This is a genomic window from Nocardia sp. NPDC046473 (genome assembly GCF_040645995.1).
Taxonomy (GTDB): Bacteria; Actinomycetota; Actinomycetes; order Mycobacteriales; family Mycobacteriaceae; genus Nocardia.
On record NZ_JBEYZJ010000009.1, the window covers coordinates 47,240 to 69,567 of the forward strand.

General features: G+C 67.6%; 20 protein-coding genes. 8 read left to right on the forward strand and 12 right to left on the reverse strand.

Going from position 1 to position 22,328, the window contains the following annotated elements:
• Window positions 1–133 precede the first annotated feature (133 nt).
• Entirely contained in the window at window positions 134–1,939 is a 1,806-nt protein-coding gene (locus ABZ942_RS30635) for an FAD-dependent oxidoreductase (protein ID WP_357388057.1), read from the reverse strand.
• A gap of 100 nt (window positions 1,940–2,039) precedes the next feature.
• On the opposite strand from ABZ942_RS30635, the gene ABZ942_RS30640 reads away from it, so the two are divergent.
• The 3 genes from ABZ942_RS30640 to ABZ942_RS30650 all read left to right on the forward strand — a co-directional run bounded on the left by ABZ942_RS30640 (window position 2,040) and on the right by ABZ942_RS30650 (window position 5,082).
• Window positions 2,040–2,732 (forward strand): TetR/AcrR family transcriptional regulator, encoded by a 693-nt coding sequence (locus ABZ942_RS30640; protein WP_357388059.1) that lies wholly within the window; start codon window positions 2,040–2,042, stop codon window positions 2,730–2,732.
• Between the two features lie 127 nt (window positions 2,733–2,859).
• Window positions 2,860–4,239 carry a polysaccharide pyruvyl transferase family protein gene (locus ABZ942_RS30645; RefSeq protein ID WP_357388061.1) on the forward strand — a complete coding sequence of 460 codons (1,380 nt, stop codon included), beginning with the start codon at window positions 2,860–2,862 and terminating at the stop codon, window positions 4,237–4,239.
• A 3-nt stretch (window positions 4,240–4,242) separates the two neighbouring features.
• On the forward strand, window positions 4,243–5,082 hold the full coding sequence (locus ABZ942_RS30650; protein WP_357388063.1) for a glycosyltransferase family 2 protein: 840 nt from the start codon (window positions 4,243–4,245) through the stop codon (window positions 5,080–5,082).
• A 57-nt stretch (window positions 5,083–5,139) separates the two neighbouring features.
• Here the strand turns inward: ABZ942_RS30650 and ABZ942_RS30655 are convergent, their stop codons facing one another.
• Both ABZ942_RS30655 and ABZ942_RS30660 read right to left on the reverse strand, forming a co-directional pair.
• Window positions 5,140–5,739 (reverse strand): MspA family porin, encoded by a 600-nt coding sequence (locus ABZ942_RS30655; protein ID WP_357388065.1) that lies wholly within the window; start codon window positions 5,737–5,739, stop codon window positions 5,140–5,142.
• Between the two features lie 233 nt (window positions 5,740–5,972).
• Window positions 5,973–7,085, reverse strand: a complete 1,113-nt coding sequence (locus ABZ942_RS30660; RefSeq protein WP_357388067.1) for a methyltransferase domain-containing protein — start codon at window positions 7,083–7,085, stop codon at window positions 5,973–5,975.
• A gap of 55 nt (window positions 7,086–7,140) precedes the next feature.
• Between ABZ942_RS30660 and rfbC the strand changes: the two genes are divergently transcribed.
• On the forward strand, window positions 7,141–7,692 hold the full coding sequence (gene rfbC / locus ABZ942_RS30665) for a dTDP-4-dehydrorhamnose 3,5-epimerase (RefSeq protein ID WP_357388069.1): 552 nt from the start codon (window positions 7,141–7,143) through the stop codon (window positions 7,690–7,692).
• A 13-nt stretch (window positions 7,693–7,705) separates the two neighbouring features.
• Here rfbC and ABZ942_RS30670 read toward each other — a convergent pair whose 3' ends face one another.
• The 4 genes from ABZ942_RS30670 to ABZ942_RS30685 are packed head-to-tail and all read right to left on the reverse strand — an operon-like array spanning window position 7,706 to window position 11,461.
• The gene (locus ABZ942_RS30670) at window positions 7,706–8,752 is read right to left on the reverse strand and encodes an SDR family oxidoreductase (RefSeq protein ID WP_357388071.1); all 1,047 of its coding nucleotides are present in this window, start codon (window positions 8,750–8,752) and stop codon (window positions 7,706–7,708) included.
• Between the two features lie 2 nt (window positions 8,753–8,754).
• The gene (locus tag ABZ942_RS30675) at window positions 8,755–9,405 is read right to left on the reverse strand and encodes a PIG-L family deacetylase (RefSeq protein ID WP_357388074.1); all 651 of its coding nucleotides are present in this window, start codon (window positions 9,403–9,405) and stop codon (window positions 8,755–8,757) included.
• Complete coding sequence (locus tag ABZ942_RS30680; RefSeq protein ID WP_357388076.1) at window positions 9,402–10,178, reverse strand: glucose-1-phosphate cytidylyltransferase; 777 nt, start codon at window positions 10,176–10,178, stop codon at window positions 9,402–9,404. Before ABZ942_RS30680 ends, ABZ942_RS30675 begins: the two co-directional genes overlap by 4 nt.
• Entirely contained in the window at window positions 10,175–11,461 is a 1,287-nt protein-coding gene (locus ABZ942_RS30685) for a class I SAM-dependent methyltransferase (protein ID WP_357388078.1), read from the reverse strand. Before ABZ942_RS30685 ends, ABZ942_RS30680 begins: the two co-directional genes overlap by 4 nt.
• A gap of 499 nt (window positions 11,462–11,960) precedes the next feature.
• Here ABZ942_RS30685 and ABZ942_RS30690 point away from each other — a divergent pair, with 499 nt between their 5' ends.
• Window positions 11,961–13,472 carry a sugar transferase gene (locus ABZ942_RS30690; protein ID WP_357388080.1) on the forward strand — a complete coding sequence of 504 codons (1,512 nt, stop codon included), beginning with the start codon at window positions 11,961–11,963 and terminating at the stop codon, window positions 13,470–13,472.
• Here ABZ942_RS30690 and ABZ942_RS30695 read toward each other — a convergent pair.
• From ABZ942_RS30695 to ABZ942_RS30705, 3 genes are all read right to left on the reverse strand, one after another.
• A complete protein-coding gene (locus ABZ942_RS30695) occupies window positions 13,466–14,122 on the reverse strand; it encodes a biliverdin-producing heme oxygenase (RefSeq protein WP_357388082.1) in 657 nt (218 codons plus the stop codon). The genes ABZ942_RS30690 and ABZ942_RS30695 overlap by 7 nt on opposite strands.
• Window positions 14,123–14,229: 107 nt before the next feature.
• Complete coding sequence (locus tag ABZ942_RS30700; RefSeq protein ID WP_357388986.1) at window positions 14,230–15,666, reverse strand: threonine/serine exporter family protein; 1,437 nt, start codon at window positions 15,664–15,666, stop codon at window positions 14,230–14,232.
• Window positions 15,667–15,888: 222 nt separating this feature from the next.
• The gene (locus ABZ942_RS30705) at window positions 15,889–17,526 is read right to left on the reverse strand and encodes an FAD-dependent oxidoreductase (protein ID WP_357388084.1); all 1,638 of its coding nucleotides are present in this window, start codon (window positions 17,524–17,526) and stop codon (window positions 15,889–15,891) included.
• 126 nt (window positions 17,527–17,652) lie between these two features.
• On the opposite strand from ABZ942_RS30705, the gene ABZ942_RS30710 reads away from it, so the two are divergent.
• Window positions 17,653–18,285 carry a TetR family transcriptional regulator gene (locus tag ABZ942_RS30710; protein ID WP_357388086.1) on the forward strand — a complete coding sequence of 211 codons (633 nt, stop codon included), beginning with the start codon at window positions 17,653–17,655 and terminating at the stop codon, window positions 18,283–18,285.
• 71 nt (window positions 18,286–18,356) lie between these two features.
• Here the strand turns inward: ABZ942_RS30710 and ABZ942_RS30715 are convergent, their stop codons facing one another.
• Window positions 18,357–19,706, reverse strand: coding sequence for a hypothetical protein (locus tag ABZ942_RS30715; protein WP_357388088.1), 1,350 nt, complete (start codon window positions 19,704–19,706; stop codon window positions 18,357–18,359).
• Between the two features lie 199 nt (window positions 19,707–19,905).
• Here ABZ942_RS30715 and ABZ942_RS30720 point away from each other — a divergent pair, with 199 nt between their 5' ends.
• Together ABZ942_RS30720 and ABZ942_RS30725 are read left to right on the forward strand one after the other, a co-directional pair.
• Window positions 19,906–21,414 carry an ABC transporter substrate-binding protein gene (locus tag ABZ942_RS30720; RefSeq protein WP_357388090.1) on the forward strand — a complete coding sequence of 503 codons (1,509 nt, stop codon included), beginning with the start codon at window positions 19,906–19,908 and terminating at the stop codon, window positions 21,412–21,414.
• A gap of 112 nt (window positions 21,415–21,526) precedes the next feature.
• Window positions 21,527–21,769 carry a hypothetical protein gene (locus ABZ942_RS30725; protein ID WP_357388092.1) on the forward strand — a complete coding sequence of 81 codons (243 nt, stop codon included), beginning with the start codon at window positions 21,527–21,529 and terminating at the stop codon, window positions 21,767–21,769.
• A gap of 75 nt (window positions 21,770–21,844) precedes the next feature.
• Here ABZ942_RS30725 and ABZ942_RS30730 read toward each other — a convergent pair whose 3' ends face one another.
• On the reverse strand, window positions 21,845–22,300 hold the full coding sequence (locus tag ABZ942_RS30730) for a DUF6294 family protein (RefSeq protein WP_357388094.1): 456 nt from the start codon (window positions 22,298–22,300) through the stop codon (window positions 21,845–21,847).
• Window positions 22,301–22,328 lie beyond the last annotated feature (28 nt).

The following is a 22,328-nucleotide window of genomic DNA, read 5'->3' on the forward strand; positions in this document are numbered from 1 at the left end:
CGGTACTACCCGTCACCCATGCCCCCTACTGGCGGTGATGGCGGACGAGCCGCTATCGGTGAACTCGCCTCTCCCGCAAAAGTCTAGGGGACGGGGGCCTTTCTGGTCGGGCAGTCGACGAGCTACCGATGGGTCACCCCAGATCGAACAGATTCGGCTGCCCGGCCCGGAAGCGCGCGGCGTCCATCTGGCGCAGCGGTTCGAACGCGGGAATCGACTCGCGGGTGAACAGCTGGACCCGCGCGGCGGGGGAGCCCGCGGCGTCGAGCAGCGCGTTGACAGCGGTGCGGCCGGCCTCGTTCGCGCCCTCCATGGTGGCCAGGTCGAAGTTGGTCTGCACGTAGTCGGCGGCGAGGAACAGATTCGGGATCTTGGTGTGCGCGGTGGGCCGGGCCGCCCACGAGCCGATGGTGTTGATCAGCAACGGTTCGTCGCTCTGGTTCTGGCCGTTTTGCCAGCTGATGCCTGGGTCGAGCAGCCAGTCCTTGACGATGCCGTCCTGCAGCTGGATCTTGCCGTCGTCGTTGAGCGCGGCGGCCAGCTGTGCCCAGGTCTCCTGGTAGATCTCCTCGTGGGTGCAGTGTTTGGCGGTCTTGCCGAACAGGATGCCCGGGGTGTCCCAGTCGGAGATGTCGATGGTGAGGCCGTCGTTGATGGTGCCGTCACCGTACGTCGCCGCGTAGTCGACGTCCCAGAACGCGCGCTGCGAGTAGGACGTCAGCCGCCACGGTGCGTCGAGGTAGATGTTGTAACCCGCGCCGAGTTCCAGCTTTTCGGTGACGAACATCTGCAGGCCGCTCATCCAGTCGACGGTGAGTTCGTCCATCCGCGCGAGTCCTGGATCGAGACCGCGGATTTCGGGCGACCAGAGCCTCCGTGCGCGATCCGTCGGCACCGCGCAGACGTACCAGTCGGCTTGGTGCAACTGAGTCGAGCCGTTGGGCTGACGAATTCGGGCGCCGCCGATCTGATCGCCCGCCACTTCGAAGCCGTCGAGCGCATGACCGGGCTGGAACTGAACACCCATGTCGCGCAGCATGGTGAGCCACGGATCCAGCCAGGCCTCGTTGGTCGGGCCGTTGAGCACCTCGTAGACCTTGGGTCCGCCGGTGAGCTCCTGCAGCAGGGCGAGGAAGAAGCCCTCCATCATGTTGCCCATGGTCCTGGTGCTGGCGACGTACTCCTTCGCGGCGACCAGCGCGCGCGTCAAACCCGTTGCCGCGAGGGCCTGGAACTGCGGCGACCGGGTCGCGGCACCGACGAAGTCCCACCAGCTGACGTGCTCCCACTGGCCGAAGCGGCGGTCCTCGCTGGAGGTCAGATAGGTGACGACCCGTCCGGCCATGTGGATCGCCTCGGGCAGCGGGATGAGGTTGTTCTTGACGAACCCCTCGATCAGGATGCGCTGCAACCCTTCCGGCGTGAGCGCCTGGCGCGGGTCGAAGTAGAACCCGAACATGAGCGGGAAGCCGTCCGGCAGATTGTTGGCGCGCGGATACCGCGGGTCGTTGACCGAGAACGGAATCAGGTTGTCGTGCACCGTATTCCGGGAACCCGGCAGTGGGATGCGGCGCATGGTGTCGTGCACGTGGTGATAGAACGAGGTGAAGCCGCGCGCGCCGTGCTCACCGGGTAGCGGTGCCCGCCCGTCGCGGCCGGTACCGGGCAGCGGGATGGTGCGCGACTTGCCGCCCAACTCCTTGCGATCGAACACGGTCACCTCGAAGCCGCGCTCGGCGAGCTCGTGAGCCGCGGTGAGTCCGCCGATGCCCGCGCCGAGCACCGCAACCGTGTTGCGAGGCGGGCCGTTTCGCCTGCGTGTCACCTGTGCCGCCGCCGGGCCCGCGGTCGCCGCCAAACCGGCGGCACCGGCCAAACCCGCCGCGCCACGCAGCACCGATCGCCTGCTGACCGCGCTGTCCCGATATTGAGCTGTCATGCACGACCCCGTTCACATTTCTGACTATCCTGATAGTCATATTTAGCAGATAGCCGCTCGCGATGGGAGACAATGCGAGGATGACGAGCAGGGACCAGCGATGAGCGGTGATGCCAAGCGACGACCGGTGCGGCCCTACGGCGGGGTCGGTGCGGCGGATCGGGTCGCGGCGCGGCGGAGCAAGCTGCTGGCGGCCGGCCTGGAACTGTTCGGGACGCGGGGCTACGCGGCGACCGGGGTCAAGGACCTGTGCGGCGCGGCCGGGCTGACCGACCGGTACTTCTACGAATCGTTCGGCGGCACCAAGGAATTGTTCGCCGCCGTGTTCGACAAGGTCATCGACGAGCTGTTCGCGGAGGTGGCCGTTGCGGTGGACGCGCAGCGGGCCGAGGGGACCCGCAAGCTGCGCGCGGGGATCGGCACGTTCCTCACGGCGCTGGCCGAGGATCCACGCCAACTGCGGATCGTGTTCGTCGAACCCACCGGGGCCGGCGCGGAACACCGCATGCGGGAGGCGCTGTGGCGATTCGCCCGGTTGGTCGCCGCGACCGCCACCGACGCGCGACCCGAGACACAACCACCCGTCGAACTAGTAGATATCTACGCACTGTCGGTCGTCGGCATGCTCGAGCGCGTTCTGGTCGAGAAACAGGGCGGGCGGTTGGATGTGCCGATGGCCGAACTCGTCGACTATTGCACGGCATTCGCCGGTGCATCGCTCGGCGCCCTGTACACCGGGCGGATAACCAAACAATCCGGTCGGCACGAAGTATCTTCGCGCGCAACGGAGTAAGTTGCTCGGAGCTGTCGGGGTAACTCTTCGTGCGGTAGCCGCGATGCATAGCGTGGGGTAGATTTCACAACGAGTTCGTGCTCGGCACGGACCGACCCGCGGGGGGACTGGCGGGAGGGTATGGACAGTGGGGACCGTAGGTTCCGAGGCCGAGCACGCCGATGTCGCAGAAGGCGACATCAGGGTGCTCGTCGAAAACGGCGAGTATTGGCTGCGTAACCGCGGCGATATCGCGATGATGGCCGTAACGGTCGAACGGCTGCGGGCACGTTGGCCGCGCGCCAGGATCGGGGTGCTCACGCATCAACCCGGCATTCTGCAGGCGCTGCTGCCCGAGGCGGAGCCGCTCTGCGGACCCGACTGGAGCTGGGGCCGTGACGGCTGGTCCGGACGGTTGAGTCGTTCTGCCGGAACGAGATTGGTGGGTCCGGCGGCGCTACGCTGGCGGGCCGCCACCGACGGACCGAAGGACCGGCTGCGCGCACTACGCTCCGCGGCCCGGCGACGATCCGCCGGACCCGGCATCACCGAACACGTCACGACGCCGGAGCAGACCGAATTCCCGGTCGAGATCCCGGCCGCCGTCGAGCAGGCGTCGTTGGTGCTCGCGCTCGGCGGTGGGTACATGACCGATGTCGACCGCTACCAAGCGCACCGCACGCTGAACCTGCTCGAACACGCACGGTCGCGCGGCATCCCGACGGCACTGGTCGGCCAGGGCCTCGGCCCGCTGCGTGACCCGGCCCTGGCGCGCCGCGCCGCCGAGGTGCTGCCGGGCGTGGACTTCCTGGCGTTGCGCGAAGGACGGCGCGGCCCAGAACTGTTGTCGCGGTTCGGCGTCGCGCCGGAACGGGTGCTGGTCACCGGTGACGACGCCGTCGAATTCGGTTATCGCCTGCGCCAGGCCACAATCGGCTCGGATATCGGGCTGTGCCTACGGGTGGCTGACTACTCGCGCGTCACCGCGTCCGCGCAGGCGACGCTGGGCCGGGTGGTCCGCGCCTGCGCCGGTGAGTTCGACGCCGGCGTGGTGCCACTGATCATCTCCGAATACGCCTCCGAGGATCGCCTTTCGACACTGCCGCTACTCGCGGGCGCGACAAGCGCTCGGCCCGCCGTCGGCCGGGGCGGCACGCCGCACGATGTCGCCCGTCAGGTCGCGGGCTGCCGGGTGCTGGTCACCAGCGCCTACCATCTCGCGGTGTTCGCACTCTCCCAAGGGATTCCGGCGGTCGGCATCACCGCCTCGGAGTACTACGACGACAAGTTCCACGGATTGTTACAGATGTTCGGCACCGGACTGCGGATCGTGCACCTCAACGACCCGGAACTGGACAAGACCCTCACCGAAGCCGTGCGCGAGTCCTGGACCGAGGCGCCGGTCGTGCGAGAAGCGTTGCAACAGAAGGCTATCGAACAGATCGAAGCCAGCCGGGCCGGGCTCGAACGGGTCTTCCGGCTGGTGGAAAGCGGACCGGTCCGCCCGGCCCATCAGCTAGGGGGATAGGTCATGACACGACTGTCGATTTGCGTTCCCGCCTACAACTCGGGACGCACACTGGCCACGACGCTGCGCTCGGTCCTGGACCAGGACGTGGACTTCGAACTCGTGGTGCTGGACAACGCCAGCACCGACGAGACGGGCGCCATCGCGCGCGCGATCGACGATCCACGAATCCGGGTGCTGCGCAACGACACCGTGCTACCGATCGGGGACAACTGGAACAAGGTGGTCGCCGCGTCCACCGGTGATCTGATCAAGGTCGTCTGCGCCGACGACGTGCTGCGGCCGGACGCGCTGGCCACCCAGCTCGCGGTGATGGTCGGCGACCCGTCGATCGCCATCTCGTCGAGCCGATTCGAGGTGATCGACGAGGACGGCGGGCTGCTGGAAAGCGGGCTCGGTCTGGCCGGACTGCTCGGCAGGCAGAGCCCGCGGGCGCTGGCCAGGGTGATCGTGCGGCGTGGGCCCGCCGATTTCGGGCCGACCGCGGCGGCGATGTTCTACCGCAAGCACTTCGACCTGGTCGGCGGGCTGCGCGGCGACCTGGTGTTCCCGATGGACGTGGATCTGTTCGCCAGGGTCTCGTCCTTCGGGGTGTTCTTCGGCATGTCGGAAACCCTTGCCGCCTGGCGTAATTCGTCGTTCAACCTGTGCAGTCGCACCTCGACGGTGAGCAAGTTGACCGACATGTACCGGTTCCATCACCGTATCGCGGGCGACTACCCGCACCTGGTGAGCCGCGGCGACGTGCTGGCCGGCGATACCCGGCTGGCGCGGGCGGCGCTGTACCGCTTGCGAGTTCGCACCGTGGCGACCGTGCGGAACCGGCCGGACCTACTGGTCTGACGTACAGACATCGGAGCCGCCCCGGCGACGGGGCGGCTCCGATGCGTCGGCCGGTCTTCAGATGGTCCAGAGCCGCCCGTAGGTGTACACGGTGTCGCCGTTGCCGGTGACCACCTTGACGAACGGCCGGATCGTGGTCTGCCCGATCACGCCGGTCACCGTGGCGTGGTAACCGCCGATCCGGATGAAGCCCGCGGTGCCGGAAACGTCGCCGCCCGCGAATTCGACCGTCTGGATGCCCGGGCCGAGGCCGACCTCCAACTCGATGCCCGCCCGCGGGATCAGCCCGTTCAGCTTGAGCAGCGCGCCGCTGTCGCCGCCGAGATCCAGCCCGAGATCCGGGGTCGAGTAGCCGAACTTCAACCGCCCGGTCAGCGTCGCCGGATAGCCGACCTGATAGCCGACGGTGATGTGCCCGCGCCAGTCACTCGCACTCGGACCGGTGACCTTGTACGAAGCCTCGCCGGTGTGAAACCACTCGCGAGTGAACGGGTTTCCGTCCAGCGGCGGCACGAAATCGATTCTCGTGTCGGACTGGATCGCCTCGATCGACCGATCCTGCTGATCGACGATCTGGCTACTGCTGTCGACGACCGCTCCCGCGGTGCCGGTTCCGAAGACCAGTCCCGACGCCACTGCCGTGGCGATCGCGAACATACGGACACTTCGGCCGCATTGCTGCGTGTCATTCCTCATCAGGTTGTCCCCTCTGCACACACACCTGGCCGAGCGGGGTAGTTCGCTCGATGCCCGCTCCCCGGCACGCGGGAGCGAAGAACCTCATTGATCATCTGGGCCAACAGGTGTTCGGTAAACGAAATCATGTCAGGTCAAGCGCATAGAGCAAACGGGCAACAAATGCGCTGGGGGACAGCGAATGCGCGGCAAGTTCATCCTCCCTTGACGGTCGAGTCGGCCGGGTCGTCGACAATCCAGCAACCGTCGAGTTCCGGATAGCGGGCGCGGACCTCCGGCAGCAGATCGGGCAGCGTCAGCAGCACGAGATCCGGTCGGGCCGCGACAAGTTCGGCGGGCGCGATGATGGGCACGTCGGTGCCCGGCATCCGGCGACCCTGCTTGGCCGGCGAGGCGTCGGCGACGGCGGCGATCAACCCGCGATCGACGCCCGCCAGACTGAACAGCGCCACCGCGCGAGAGGCCGCGCCGTACGCGAAGATCCGATCGCCCTGTGCCGCATGCCTGGTCAGCCAGCGGCGCAACACCTCGGCATGCCCGTCCGCGGCCTGCTGCAGGCTGCGCACGGCGGCGTACTCGGTGTATTCGGTTTCCTGCGAACGGATCTCGCGTGCGGCGGCATCGAGCGGATGAGTGCCGTGCCGCGCGGCGACGAGCACGGTGCCGCCGTACAGGTCGAACTGCCACGCGGTGGTGATGCTCATGCCTGCGGCGGCCAGCAAACGGCTCAGCGCGGACAGCGAGTAATAGGCGAAGTGGCCGTGCCGCAGCGCGTTCCACTGACCGCCCGCGACGATGGTTGCCAGCGAATGGAACTGGATCAACAGCAGGCCGTCCGGCGCTGTCGCCGCGGCCCGCTCGGCGACCGCCGCGCGCTGATCCGGCTCGTGCATCAGGCCGAAGCAATCGAGCACCACGTCGCCGACTTCGTCGGTGGCGGCGAACCCGCGCTCGGTCAGCAGCGGCACCCAGGTGCCGCCGTGCGGGCTGCCGAACTCGCGCACCGTCTTGCCCTGCAGCAGACCGGCTTTCGCGACCCTGGCGACCGCGTCGGCGGCTTGATCGCGCAGCGCCGCCGGTTCGATGCCGCGCGGCTCCTCGGCGCGGGTGTCGTCCTCGGCCAGCTGCGCGAGGCCGCAGGGCGCGCACCGGTCCATCCGCAGCGGATGGGCCGTCTCGGCGAGGCCGACCGGGGAGGTGGCGGGCGGAAAGTAGTCGGCGGCGGGGACCATGCCGAGATCGAGCACCGGGCTGAGATCGATGCTCCCGCAACCTCGACAGCGACGCGCGCTAGCGACCGGATCCACGGTGCGCCCCTTCGTTGCGAGCCGACGCGGCGCCCACCCGTGGCACCATGGCTTGGTGCGCATCGAGCAGACCGAGCTTGCCGACGTCCTCGTTCTGGTACCCGAACCGTTCCGCGACGACCGCGGCCTGTTCACCAGAACCTTCGACGCGGCGGAGTTCGACACCTATCTCGGCACCCCCGGTGCGTCGGCCACGTTCCAGCAGGATTCCCAATCCCGTTCGGTCGGCGGGGTTGTCCGTGGCATGCACGGGCGAACCGGGCGCGGTGAGGCGAAGCTGGTCCGCTGCGCGCACGGCGCGGTGCACGACGTGCTGGTCGACCTGCGACGTGAGTCGCCGACGTTCGGTCGCCAGCAGGCGTTCCGGCTCGACGACGAGACGTTCCGGCACCTCTATGTGCCGCCCGGATTCCTGCACGGCTTCCAGGCGCTCAGCGACACCGCCGACGTCTGCTACCGCATCGACCGCCCGCACGACCCCACCGAGGACATCGGCGTCGCGTACCACGATCCCGACCTGGCCATCGCCTGGCCGCTGCCGGTCACGCTGGTATCCGCACGTGACGCCGCCGCGGGCAGCTGGCAGCAGCTGCTCGCGGCGTTGTGACGACGGCCGGTGCCTAGGTAGCCGGAACACGGGCGGTTCCGGGCTGCACCCGGCGCATCGACTCATCGAGCACCCCGGAGTCGCGCAGCCGCTCCAGATGCGGCAACCGGGTGAACTTCTGGAAGAAGTCGTCATAGGTGAGGCCGCGCGCGGTGTACTCCTGGAACAGCTCGTCCGCCCCGGCCTGCACGGTCCACAGCGCGCGAAAACCGATGGCGGAGCGGGCCGCCGAGAAGTCGACCCGATAGGAACGCGGGTCGGCGCCGCTCTCGCCGGTGATGTTCAGCCGGGAGCCCGGCACCGCCTCCACCACCGCGCGGGCGATGTCGGCGACGGTCAGGTTGTTGGCCTCGGTGCCGATGTTGAAGGCGCGGCAGTGAATTGCCGCGGGCGGCGCGGTGAGGCAGTTGGCGAACGCCCACGCGATATCGCGGGCATGCACCAGCGGTCGCCACGGCGTGCCGTCGGAGAGCACCTTCACCTCGCCCGTCAGCGTGGCGTACCCGACCAGATTGTTGAGCACGATGTCGGCCCGTAACCGTGGCGAGAAGCCGAAAGCCGTTGCGTTGCGCAGGAATACGGGGGAGAAGCCGGAGTCGGCCAGTACGGCGACGTCGTCCTCCACCCGCACCTTGCTCTCCGCGTACGGGGTGATCGGACGCAGCGGCGCGTCCTCGGTGACCAGATCCGCGCCGGCGGCACCGTAGACCGAGCAGGTGGAGGCGTACAGGAACCGCCGCACGCCCGCCTCCTTGGCCAGTCGAGCCAGCCGCACCGACGCGTGATGATTGATGGCGTAGGTGATCTCGGGCGCCAGCGCGCCGAGCGGATCGTTGGACAGCGCGGCGAGATGGATGACCGCGTCGAAGCCGCGCAGCTCCTCGACGGTCACGTCGCGCAGATCCATGGTCAGCCCCGGCGGATCACCGGGCAGGTCGCCCAGCACACAGTCGGCGAAGAAGCCTGCGTCGAGGCCGACCACCTCGTGCGCGTTGGCGCGCAAGATCGGCGCCATGACGGTGCCGAGGTATCCCTGGTGACCGGTGAGCAGAACCCGCATGGCTAGGAACCTCCGAAGTCGATGACAGCCTTGTCGAGCAGGAACGCCTCGGCGTGCGGGCTGTGGCTCTGCACGCCGCGTAGCCGGGTGAGGGCGGTGAAGGCCTGCTCGTCGAACCAGTCCCGGTGTGCCTGGGACGGATAGTGTTTCAGCAGTAGTCGCGACTTCTCCTCGGCGAGTTCGGCGGTGAGCCGGTGGTACACGCCGGCGGCGGGAGTGTCGCTCTCCCACTTGAGGATCTCGTAGCCGAGCACGAGATGATCGCGGAACTCGGTCGGCACCAACTCGGCGAGCAGCCGGTGATCCTGGTGCGCGTCACCGCGCTGCGGCGCGAAGACCAGATCGGGCTGCACCCGAGCCCGAAAGGTGTTGAGTTCGTTCTTGATTCGGTCCCAGTGCGCGGGCGCTCGACCGTCGGGCACATCGAGCACGGTGAGGTCCACCGCGGCGCCGGGGCAGAACGCGTCCAGCGCAAGGCTTTCCTCGTCTGCCCGGGCGGAGCCGGCGCCGGATAGCACCAGCGCGCGCACCCGCAGGCCCGGGTGCGCGCGGGCCAGCGTGAGCAGCGTGGCTCCCATGCCGATGGCGATGTCGTCGCAATGCGCACCGAGCACGGCGATCTCGGCGACCGCCCCGACGTTCAGCCGGATCACGCGTTTTCCCAGACCATCCAGGGCCGGTTGCCGGACTGGTAGCCGGCGTCGAGTTCGGCCCGCTCCTTGAACGTATCGGCGGGCTTCCAGAAGCCGAGGTGCTGGTAACCGAACAGTCGTCCCTGCCCGGCCAGCGTGCCGCACGCGTCGGCGACCAGATCGCCGCCCGGCGGCAGCAGGTCGAAGATCTCCTGGCTGAGCACGAAGTAGCCGCCGTTCTCCCACAGTGGCATCCGCGACACCGGCATGATCTCCTTCACCTCACCGGTCGGCTTCATGTCGACACAGTGGAACGAGGACTGCGGCGGCACCACCATCATCGAGGCCGCCGCACCGGAATCGGTGAACTTGCCGATCATTTCGTCGAGCGGTGCGTCGGTGAGCACGTCGGCGTAGTTCGCGAGGAAGTGCTCGTCACCCGCGACGTACTCGCGGACCCGGCGCAGTCGTTCGCCGATGGGCGATTCCCGGCCGGTGTCGACAAAGGTGATCTTCCAGTCGCTGATGTCGGAACTCAGCATCTCGACCTGGCCGTCGCGGATGACGAAGTCGTTGGATACCGACTCCTGGTAGGTCAGGAAGAAGTTCTTGATGTGCAGGCCGCCGTAGCCGAGGCACAGGATGAACTCCGTGTGGCCGTAGTGCGCGTAGTAGCGCATCACGTGCCACAGCAGCGGCCGTGGACCGACCAGTTGCATGGGCTTCGGGATCATGTCATCGGTGCCATCACGCATCCGCATGCCATATCCGCCGCAGAACAGCACAACCTTCATCGTGCTCCCCTCCCTGTCATTTCTTTCTGTGGTGCGCTGTTCACGACGTTGTGACTGGTGAGATCGGCACTGTGCAGTGCCGGGAGTGGGTAGACCAATTGGCCGCCCCACGAGGCGATGTGGCGGAGCTGCTCGGTGATCTCGGCTTCGAGATTCCACGGCAGCACCAGCACGACGTCGGGTCGATCCAGGTCGATCCGGTCGGGCGGGTAGATCGGGATCCGGGTGCCCGGGGTGAATCGCCCGTGCTTGTACGGGTTTCGGTCGACGGTGTATTCGAGCAGGTCGGTCCGGATGCCGCAGTAGTTGAGCAGGGTGTTGCCCTTGCCCGGCGCGCCGTAGCCGACGACGCGCTTGCCCGCGGCGCGCTGGTCGAGCAGGAATCGCAGCAGGTCGTGGCGGACCGCCTCGGTGCGCGTCCGTAGTTGGTGGTATCCGTCGACCTGATGCAGGCCCGCATCCTGTTCCTGCCGAAGCACATCGGCGACTCGGCTACTGGGTATCGCACCCACTTCGGTCGGCCTGGCCCACAACCGGATCGAACCACCGTGCGTGTCCAGCAGTTCGACGTCGACGACCGACAGCTTCGCCGTCGCGAGCGCACGCTGCGCGGAGTGCACGGTGTAGTACTGGAAGTGTTCGTGGTAAATGGTGTCGAACTGGCCGAGCCGCAGCAGGTTCAGCGCGTGATGCACCTCGATGGACAACCAGCCGTCGTCGGCCATCAGCGTGCGCAGCGAGCGGGTGAAGCCGCGCAGGTCGGGCACGTGGGCGTAGACGTTGTTGGCCACCACCAGGTCGGCCGGTCGGTGCGTCGCGCGGATCTTCGCCGCGGACTCCTCGTCGAGGAAGGCGGTCTCGGTGGGCACGCCCGCCTCCCGAGCCGCGTTGCCGACGTTCACCGACGGTTCGACACCGAGGCAGGCGATACCTGCAGCCACGGCGTGCCGGAGCAGGTAGCCGTCATTGCTGGCCACCTCGACGACGAACGAGTCCGCGTCCAGGTCGAGCCGCTGGATCGCCTGTGCGACAAAGGTTTCCGCGTGTCGTACCCAGCTGTCGGAGTAGGACGAGAAGTACGCGTACTCGGTGAACGTCTCCGCCGGAGTGATCAACGCCGGTATCTGCAACAGCAGACAGTCCGCGCACAATCGAAGATGCAGCGGGTAAGTTGATTCGGGTAGATCTAGTTCGTTCGGCGCAAGAAACTTCTCGCACGGCGGCGTTGCGCCCAAATCCAGCACGCTCGTCAATCGTTCGGAATCACACAGTCGACACAGCAACGCAGCCCAACCTTCTGCCGAGAGTCGTACGTACCGGCGCATTGCCGGCGCACCCCTGACGTCGACTCGATCCAGTGAGACGTTACAACGAATGCCGCGCGTGGCGTAGGTGAAATCGGCTGGCCGGGAGGTAATTTCCGGTACTTTTCAACCGTTCCTGGCGGGTAGCTTCCAAGCCGCTACCCAGAGGCTTAGTGGATCGGCTCTCATGGGACGAATTCGCCTGGGGGTAGCGAAAGTTCGCGACCTGGCCGCATGCGCCCGCGAGCATCGAAACCATACCAGGGCGACAAACCGACCGTTCCTTTATCCGCTACCGCCTGGAACACTTTGCGGCCCTGATGATTCGACATGTGAAACGGATTGTGTTCTGTAACAATCGGCTTCTGGCCGCCGAAGGACGGGACACCTGACACGGTCGAGTTGGTGCCGTGGGGACCGATCAATGCAGATCGGGGGGCTACATTTTTTCTTCTCTCCCATGGGGAGGTGCGTTTCCATGAGCTATGAGCTCACCGACGACGACGATCTGGACTATCGCCGATCGCCGAACCCCCTGCCGCGCTCCGAGCGTGAACGATGGCAGGCCGAGTATGTAAAGCGCCTAGGTGCAACGGATTTCGGTGTGATCGTGGCGGCCATGGTGCTCGCCCAGATCATCCGATTCGGCGGACCCGCCGCCCCCCCGCTGGCGTGGCATCTGCCCTATGAGATCGGGTACACGGTCGTCTCCGGGGCGCTCGCGCTAGCCTGGGCCGCCTTCCTCGCGGTCGGTCACACCCGATCGCCGCAGGTGGTCGGCAGCGGCAGTGAGGAGTACCGGCGGCTGGTCTCGGCGACGCTGCGACTGTTCGGCGTGCTCGCGATCGTGTCGCTGGTTTTCCAGGTCGAGTTCGCTCGTGGCTATTTGGCTATTGCACTACCGCTCGGTCTGTTCGGTTTGATGCTGAGCAGGCTGCTCTGGCGGATCCACGCGCGACAACTACGCGGGCGAGGGGAGTACCGGACCTCGGTGCTCGTCGTCGGCTGCGCGGAGGCGGCCCAGGCGATGGCCAATGCCTTCGCGGGCGACCCCGCCTCGGGATACCGGGTGGTCGGTGTGTGTGTCCCCAACGGGCTCAACGAGATCACCGAGTACATCCGAGAACCCTCGGGGCACACGTTCTCGGTGGTCGGCAGCGACCGCACGGTGCTCGACGCGGTGCGCCGCAGCGGCGCCGACACCGTCGCGGTCACCGCGACGGATCATCTCGGACCGATCGAATTGCGCCGGATGGCCTGGGAACTCGACCCGCTCGGGGTCGAGCTGATCGTCGCGCCCGGCGTGGTGGACATCGCGGGCACCCGGTTGACGAATCGCTTCGTCGCCGGAGTGCCGATGCTGCACATCGCGAAACCGCAATACGACCGCGCCAAGTCGGCCGGCAAGGCGGTGTTCGACGTGTGCTTCGCGGCCGCGGTACTGGTGGCGATCGCGCCGACCATGCTGGCCATCGCCTTGGCGGTGAAGCTCACCAGTCCCGGTCCGGTGTTCTATCTGTCGGAGCGAATCGGGCGGGGCGGCAAGCCGTTCCGGATGATCAAGTTCCGCAGCATGTTCACCGAGGCGGAGGCGGGCGTCGACGCGCTCATCGCGCGCAACGGCGGCAACCCGGTCTTCTTCAAGATGAAGGACGACCCGCGCATCACGCCGGTCGGCAAGGTGATCCGCAAGTTCAGCCTGGACGAGCTACCGCAGTTCTTCAACGTGCTGCGCGGCGAGATGAGCGTGGTCGGCCCGCGCCCGCAGGTGCAGCGCGAAGTGGACAGCTACGACGGCGAGATGCGGCGCAGGCTGCTGGTCAAGCCGGGGGTCACCGGGCTGTGGCAGGTCAGCGGACGATCGGATCTATCGCTGGAAGACTCGGTGCGACTTGATCTTTCCTACGTGGAGAACTGGTCCATGGTGCTGGATCTGCTACTCATCGCCAGGACGATCGGGGCGGTGACGCGCGGGGCGGGCGCCTACTGAGCCGCCGGAAACTCCTGCGCCAGTTCCATGAACACCGCGGTGTTCATGGAATAGGCGCGCTGACCCTCATCGAGCACGCGGCGGCGTTCGAGATCGTCGAGCGGCAGCCGGTCGAGCAGGGCGCGGTATTCGCGCTTGAACGCGGCCGGGTTGGCGACGGCGTCGAAAACGTAGAAACGGACACCGTCGCCGCGGTGCGGCAGGTTCCACAGCCGCTCGGCGGTGTCGCGGACGATCTGCCCGCCGGACAGGTCGCCCATGTAGCGGGTGTAGTGGTGCGCGATGTAGCCGGCGGGCCAGTCGCGGGCGCACTCGTCGATGCGGTCGGTGTAGGCGACGGTCGCGGGCAGCGGCGCGAGCTCGTCGCGCCAGTGCGGGCCGATGAGGTGGGCCAGGTCGCGTTCGAGCTCGGCGGTGCGGGCCAGCTCGGTGCGGATGAACGGTCCGGCGACCGGGTCTGCGGCGAGGCTGTCCCAGCGGGCTTCGAGCGCGCGATAGACGAACCAGAGTTGGCCGGTGTAGCGCTGATACGAGTCGATGCCGAGCGCGCCGCCGAGCATGTCGGTGATGAACCGCGAGCTGCGGGCATCGTTGTGCTGCTCCTCGGTGGCACTGCGGATCTGCTTCGAGAACGGTGCTGCCTCTGACATATCCGAACCACCTCACCTGTGTCGCCGGCGGGTCGCCTCCAACTATGGCTACCCTAACTAACCCGTCTGACGATACAGGTTTCGCGTGCGGGACGCACCCGCCTGGTTCACTGAATGGGCGGCGGCCTGCGCCAGCCCCGCGGCCGGATGCGCCGCACGATCGGGCGGCGCAATGAACCGAAGCGGCGCATGATGCGCGGCCGCCGAACGGTGCGGTCGAACCATTCGCCGAGGGTGACGCCCGCGGCCAGCGCGCAGCCGACGCCGAACGCGGCGAGCAATTGGTTGGCGCCGATCACCAACTGATCGTTGAGCAACGCGTTGAGACCGCGATACAGCTTGAGACCGGGCAGCAGCGGGGTGATACCCGCGACCGCGACGACCAGTGGGGGAGTCAGCGCGCGCCGGGCCATCAGGCCACCGGCCATACCGATCACCGTCGCCGCGACGCCGGAGGAGAGCACCGGGCCGAAGCCGGCCTGCTGCACCATCAGGAAGCAGATGGTGCCCGCCGCGCCGCTGCCCGCCGCCGCGGCGAGCGCCCGCTTCTCCGCGTAGCAGGCCAGCGCGAAGGCGAGCGCGGCGACGGCACCGGCGACGATCTTGACCGGAAGATCGGTGATGTCGCCGGTCGGCAAGAGGAACGGCGGCACGGTGGCGTTCACCATGTAGCCGACCCGCAACGCGATCGCGATGCCCGCGATGATGCCACCGGTCATCATCATGACCTCGAGCATGCGGGCGGTCGCCGTGATCGGCGCGCCGGTTATCCCGTCCTGGACCGCACCGACCAGCTGTAATCCACTGAGCAGCACGGTGATTCCGGCCGCGATGATCAGTGACGGATCCACGTCGATGCCGAGCGGACCGGCCAGGGTGGCCAGCACGACGGCGGGCGTCGCGGCGATCACGCCACCCACCATGTGCTGGAAGAAGAAGGGCAGGCCGTAGCGATTGAGCACGCGGTTCGACCGGTCGATGGCGAGCGTGGTCGCGAAACTGACTCCCGCGACGACGATTCCGCCGCCGAGCAGCGCGGCGATCGACGCGGCGAGCAGCGACCAGCCGAAGGTGGCCGTCCAGCGGTGGTAGGGATGCGGCGCCTTCGTGATGATGTCCAGTGCGGCGCGCGCGTCCTCCGGTGCGACGACCTCGTTGCGGATGCGCCGGGTCAGCCGGTCGACGGCGGCGAGCCGGGTGAAGTCCAGTGATCGGTAGCGCACGATGCGCATGCTGCTGGCCGGCGGTAGCCGGGGACCGCGGTCGGTCCAGATCCGGATGGTGTCGTAGGTGACGTCGACATCGCAGCGGACCAGCCCGTAGGTGGCGGCGATGAAGCGGACCTGGGTGGTCGTGTCGATCACGCCGGTGCCGGAGGCCAGCACCACCTCGCCGACCCGGACCGCGAGATCGAGCACCTCGGCGACCGCTTCGTCGTCGGTCAGGTCGATCGGTTGCAGCGGTGAGGGTGCCGCGACGATCGTGTCCGCGGTCGCGGGTCGATCGGCGACCAGCTTGCCGACCGCCTGACTCACCACCGGGATTCGTCGTCCGCGTCGGAACAGCCGCCGTCGACCGAGATGATCGACTCGCGTGTCCGTGCTGTCGCCTCCCGGCAGCGTGTCTGCATCCATGCACGCGAACGTAGTCACCTGCCGGCGATCTTCGCATCCGGGCTGGCACAGCGGCCCGCCGATCGCGTGTCGGGCGGTGCGCGGTGACAGTCGGCCCGGACGGCGGATGGTTGCCGCCCGGGGCCGAATTCGTCAGGCGTGGCTGTCTTCGCGGGCGAGCAGTCGGGTCAGTGCGCGCAACAGTTCGTGGTCCGGCTGCTCGGGCAGGTCGGTGGCGCGCCAGGCGACGAATCCGTCCGGCCGGACGAGGGTCGCGCCGGTGGTGGTGATGCCGTAGGCCGGGTGGAACTTACCGTCGATATCGTCGAAGTCGGTGCCGATGCGGTAGGTGACCAGATCGAGATCTGTTGCGGCGGAGGCCTTTTCCGCCGCAGCGAGCCATTCGGAACCGGCCGCGCCGATCAGCAGGGTGAACGCGCCGTCGAACAGGTCGATGGTGGACAGGGTCGTTTCGTGCCGGCGCAGCCAGAGGTGCGGTGCGCGTAGGCCGGGGCGGCCGCTGGGATGGCGGGGGTCCTCGACGGGCCCGTCCGGAGTGCTTGCCTCGGAGTGGATGGCCGCCGACCGATACCGGTAGCCGAGGATCATGGTGAGGTCGTCGATGGTGGCCGCGTCGTCGCCGGTGCCGCTGTGCCTGCCCCGCAGTCGCTGCATCGCCTGATCGAGTGTGACGAATGCGACAGGGCGGCGCTCGTCCTGATAGCTATCCAGAAGCGACTGGCCCGCTTGGCCTTTGAGGACCGCGGCGAGCTTCCAGCTGAGGTTGTCGGCATCGGCGATGCCGGTGTTCGCGCCGAAGGAGCCGGTGGGTGGGAAGACGTGGGCGGCGTCGCCGACGAAGAAGATCCGGCCGACCCGGTAGCGGTCCGCGACCCATGCACCGATCCGGGTGGCGGCGATCTTCTGGTCCGAGCCGGTCATCAGAGGCACGAGCGTGAGTTCGAGGTTCGGGTCGCCGATCGCGCGGCGGGTCAGTTCGACGCAGCGTTGCTCGGTGAAGTCGGCGGCGGTCTCGCCGGAGTCGGGGCCGAAGGGGATGCCGAGCGACCAGCGGCCGAACTCGCGGCCGGGTACCAGCGCGGTGCCTGTTGTCGGCTGGTCGAAGTAGCCGAGCAGGAATCGGCGATCACGTAGCGGGCCGCTGAGATCGGCGTCGAAGACGAAGCTCGCTGCGTTGATCAGTTCGCCCGGTCCCTCCTCGCCGATGCCGAGCCCGGTGCGGATGCCCGCGCGGTTGCCGTCGGCCGCGACCAGGTAGTCGGCGTGAATGCGGCGCTCGGCACGGCTCGCGAGGTCGCGGACCAGGGCGGTCACGCCATTCGCTGTGGCGTCGATGGAGATCAGCTCGGTGCCGAAGCGGATTTCGGCGCCGTAGTTTTCGGCGTGGGCGCGCACGACGCGTTCGAGTTCGTCCTGGTCGATCATCGTCCAGTCGGTGGGGCTGAGGGTGGCGGGCGGCCGGACCTGGCTGAGGATGTCGACCCGGAACCGTTCCTGGCCGGCCAATGTGTCCGCGCCGATCATCTCGGGGAAGTCGGCCAGGATCGAGGTCCGGTCGCGGATCGCCTGCTCGAGGCCGAGGGCTCGGTAGATCTCCATCGAACGCGGGTTGAACGCACGGGCCTGCGGTTGCAGTGCGGTGGACGAGTGTCGTTCGACGAGGGTGGGGCGGATGCCCGCCCTGGCCAGGAACAACGCGGTGGACAGGCCGGTGATGCCGCCTCCGACGATGAGGACCTTGGTCTGCTGGATATCTGACGGTGTGTGCACGGCGAGCTGCTCCTGATCGGCGGGACGATCCACTCATCATTCAATCGATTGAACTGCTCTGTCAACCATTTGATTGATTAGTCTGAGTTACTGCCTGAAACTGTTATGCGTATGTAGAATGGCGTCGTGCCGTCGTCGAAACCCCGCAGGTCACCCAAGCCGCAGGAGCGCCAGCGCGACCCCGAGCGCACCCGCCAGCTCATCCTGGACGCCGCCGAAGCCGAGTTCGCCGCGCACGGCTTCCAGGGCGCGCGCACCGCCGCCATCGCCACCCGCGCCGGGGTCAACCAGCAGCTGATCTCCTACTATTTCGACGGAAAAGAAGGCCTGTATCAGGCCATGTCGCAACGCTGGCAGGAACGCCGCCGCGACCTCGTCCCGCCGGAAACCCCGCTGCCCGAACAGTTTCGCCGCTACGCCCTCGAGGCGACCCGCAACCCCGACGGCGTCCGCTTGCTGGCCTGGGGTGGACTCGAATACACCGGCCCCGACAGCGACCCGGACCACGCGCCCCGTGCCAAGATGCTCGAACACAGCGTCGAGGAATTCCGCGCCCTGCAAGCCGCGGGCCGACTGCCCGCCGAACTCGACCCCGCCACCCTGCTGGTCATGCTGATGGCCGCCGCCATGGCCCCCACCACGCTCCCGCACGTCATCGAAGGCGTCTGCGGAACCGACCCGCGCGCACCAGAATTCATCGACCACTTCGCCGACCAGGTCGCCCTGCTCGTCGAAATACTCGGGCGGGCGAGCGATTAGACGGTCGGTGCGTGGTCGAGTCATTCCCGCCGACCGGCCCGCGACGGGCCCCGCTCAGGCCTTGCTCGAGCTCATCGAGTGAGTTCGAGGATGTCGATGCCGCGGTTGTTGTCGGCTACGTAGGCGAAACCGCGGTGCCAGTACGGGGCCCAGGCGGCGGCGTCGGCGGGGCGGTAGTAGGCGATTTGCTTGGGGTTGGTGGGGTCGCTGACGTCGAGGAATCTGGTGCCCTGGGCGTAGAAGGATTGGACCAGGATCTTGTCCTGGACGTCGAAGTAGTGGGCGGAGCAGTCGGAGGAGGCGGGGTCGCTGCCTTCCTGGCCGGCTACGCCCCAGGTGCCAACGGTGTTGAGGCGGTACGGCTTCTGCGGGGTGGAGCGCCAGCCCTCGCCGCCGTAGGAGCCTTCCAAGGAGGCGATGACGAGGACGCCGTCACCCGCGCAGCCGTCGACGAAGCTTTCCTCGGTGGCGTAGATAAGGTTGCCGTTGTCCCAATGTCCGGTGCCGCCACCGTCTTTCGAGCGGGCGCCGATCGGGCGGAAGCTGTTGTGCATGAACTTGGATGGCGCGGCCGTTTCCTTGATGCCGCCGCCCGCGTAAGGGACCGGGTCGGTCGGGGAAGCCATCCGGAGCTTGCCGGTGACCGGATCCTTGTGCATGCCCGCGGTCCAGTAGCCGCGCACGCCGCCGCGGCCGGACGCCCAGGCCACGCCGGACTCGTCCACCTGCACGTCGTGCACGTAGTCGGTCTGACCGTCGTTGCGCGCCAACTCGATCGGGTTGGGGGAGACCTTCGGCTTGCGGGGATCCCGCACGTCGGTGACCCAGATCGGGCGGCCGCCCCACTCGGCGGGCATGTTGTCCGCCTTGGCGGGACCGCCGGTCCACAGGTACTGGCAGTCGTTGATGCAGGTGGTGGTGTGGCCCGCGGGGACCTTGACGTAGCTGAGCACGGTCGGCTTCTCCGGCTTGGCCAAATCGACCACATAGATACCGGATTCGCCGTTGTGCACATTGCCGCCGAAGGCGCGCGGGTCGCGGGACAGGAAGACCCGCTTGCGCACCGGGTCGACCTCGGTGTCCTCGGTTTCCCACATGCCGGGCATGTTGAGCTGGCCGATCAGCTTCGGCGCGGCCGGGTTGGCGGTGAGATCGTAGGTCTTGAGCCCGAACTCGCCGGAGACGACCATGACGTCCCTGGGGCCGTACTGGAGGAACTGCAGCGAGATCGCGCCCTGTGCGTCGGGGACGTTGCCGACCGCTTTGACGTTCTTCTCCGCGCCGGGTGTCCCGGTGAGCGTCGGAGCGGCGCCGTGCGGGCCGTCCTCTTCGCCACAGGCGGCGGCGGGCAGTGCGGTGGCGGCGAGGGTCGCCGTGACGGTGACCAACAGTAGGGACGACCGGAGCATCAAGCGGCGCACAACTACCTCCCGGCGAGACGCGAACGCTAGGTGACCAGGAATTCCTGATCGTCGAGTTGACCTCACTGTAAGTGTGATGCCGTGGCGCACGATCCCCATATCGCGATAACGCGAACTGGGGAACGACTTTCGCGTGGTGGGCCGCGTGATATTCGGTATCGCGGTGTTTTTCACGGCGTCGAAAGTTAATGATGTTGGTATGCAGGGTGTTACACGACACAAGCACTGGCCGACGGGCGCGAACATCACGCGCCTTTTCGTCGTGTTCGCCGTCTTCTTGCTCGGCATCACAGGCTGCGCCGAATCGTCGGAGCTTGCCAAGCCCGGCGTGCTCACGGTCGGAGTCCGTGAACCGGCCAGCCTGTTGCCCGCGGACCTGCGTGACCAGGCGGGCCGCATGCTCGTCGGCGCGCTGTGGACGCCGCTGGTCGACTACGACGCGGCAACCGGGAAGAGCACCCCGCGAGCCGCGGAATCGGTGTCCAGCACTGACCAGCTGACGTGGGAGATCAAGCTGCGCGCGGACGGCCGGTTCCACGACGGGACGCCGGTCACCGCGAAATCCTATGTGGACACCTGGCATACGGTCGCGGACGAGCGGTGGGCAGGCTCCGGTGCACTCACCGAGGTTTTGCGGCCAGTGGCGATCACCGCGCCGGACGAGTACACCGTCCGAATCGTGCTCGACCGCCCTTTCGGTCAGGTGCCCGCGGTATTGGCTTCGCCTGCGCTGCTTCCCCTTCCGGCGTCGGTATTGGCCTCCCGCGACTGGGCGGGCTTCGCCGCCGACCCCATTGGCAACGGCCCGTTCCGGATGGCGCAGCCGTGGCGGCGGGGGTCGGGCGGCCGGATCTCGCGAGTCGTCGAAGCGACGGGTAAGGCGCGTGAGATCCAGTTCCGTGTCGGTGATTCCGTCGCGCAGTACGACCAGGTGAAGTCGGGGGCGCTCGATCTGGCCAGCGAGGTCCCCGGCGAGCGGCACGACGCCATGCACCACGATTTCGCCGATCGGCACGCGATGTGGCCGCTGCCGGAAGCCGGCTACCTCGCATTCCCCGTGTCCGACGAGCGATTCGAGGACGCGGCGGTACGGTACGCCTTCGCCATGGCGGTGGACCGCGCGGCACTGGCGGCGGATCCCCTTGCGCACCAGGTAGACCCGGCGCGCGCGATCCTGCCACCCGGCGTCGCACCGGGCGAGCGTTCCGGCCCCTGCCGCCCGTGCCTGCACGACCAAGCCGCGGCGAAGTCATTCCTTGGCCAGGTCGCCTTCACCGGCCCGGTCACGCTGTACTTCGGTGCCGGACAAGAACAATGGGCACGGACACTCGCCGACCAGATCGGCACCGCGCTCGCGGTCGAGGTGACCGTCAGACAGCGTGGCGACGAGGCGAACCAGCCCGGTGACGGCCCCTTCCTGGTGACCCGTTCGCTGAGCACGTCGAGCCCGCACGAGATCCTCGCCGCCCTCGCGAAGTCCGCCGGATACACCGACGACGGCTTCGCGCAGCTCTTGGCGTCCGCCGATTCCGTTGGCGCGTCAGCGGACAGCGGTCAGCTGTACCGGCTCGCCGAAAACCAGTTGCTCCGCGATCTTCCGGCCGCGCCCCTGTGGTCCGGCCATGGCCATGCGGTCTGGACGGCACGCGTGCACGAGGTGACGGCGGCACCGCTGCAGGGGATAGACCTCGCCTCGATTTCGGTGTGAGCTGTCCGCGGTCTGCGTGTGACGTCGGACACAGTTGGGCTTCGAGGGGAACCGGACGTGATCTTGTCCGTCTAATGACTTGACTGACAACAGCATTCCGGAGGGGAATCAGATGAAACTTCGCACAGCCATCGTCTTTTCGTTCGCCGCGCTCATGGGCGCGAGTCTGATCGGCGCCGGATCGGCCGCGGCGAATCCGCCTGCGCCGGGCAACGTGCAGGTGGACGGTAACGGGTGCCCGATTCCGCCGCGAGGTCTGGACGGCAAACCGCTGCCGCCGCCGGCGGGTCCCGATGGCCGGCCGCTGCCGCCCCCGTCCGACTACAACGGCAACCCTTGCCCGCGGCCTCAATAGTCTTGACGGAGACCGTCGGCGGACCCGGGAACAAACGCGGATCCGGGTCCGCCGTCAGGATTCGGCAGGTGGTGTCTAACAGTGGTTCTGCAGTTCGATCCTGGTCACTGCTCGAAACGCTTCTGCCGGATAGGTTTTCTGGGCATTGTTGACCTTGTCCAAATCCCAGTGGTACCGCTGGGATTTGGACGGCAGGTTGAGGACGAACTTGCCGAGATCGCCGCCGGTCGGCCAGTTGTTGACGATATTGCCGAGATACCGGTGGTTCGCGTCGAACAGTGCGGCGTGCATGAGCCACGCGTCGTTGTCGGAACCGCTGGTCACCAGGGCGTTGAACTCGGCGTAGCCGTCGCTGTGCAGGACCCAGCGCGCGCCTTGGAACATCGTGCAGTCGCCCACTTTGATGTCGCCCCAGGTGAAAACCTTGTCCGGGTCGGCATGCCCGACGGGCATGGCCGTCAGCGCGGTTGCGGTCGCCAGCCCGATACAGACGGCAAGCCGAACCACGGTACGGCGAAAGGCGGTGGTCATGATGTGCTCCCCCGGGGATTACAAATTC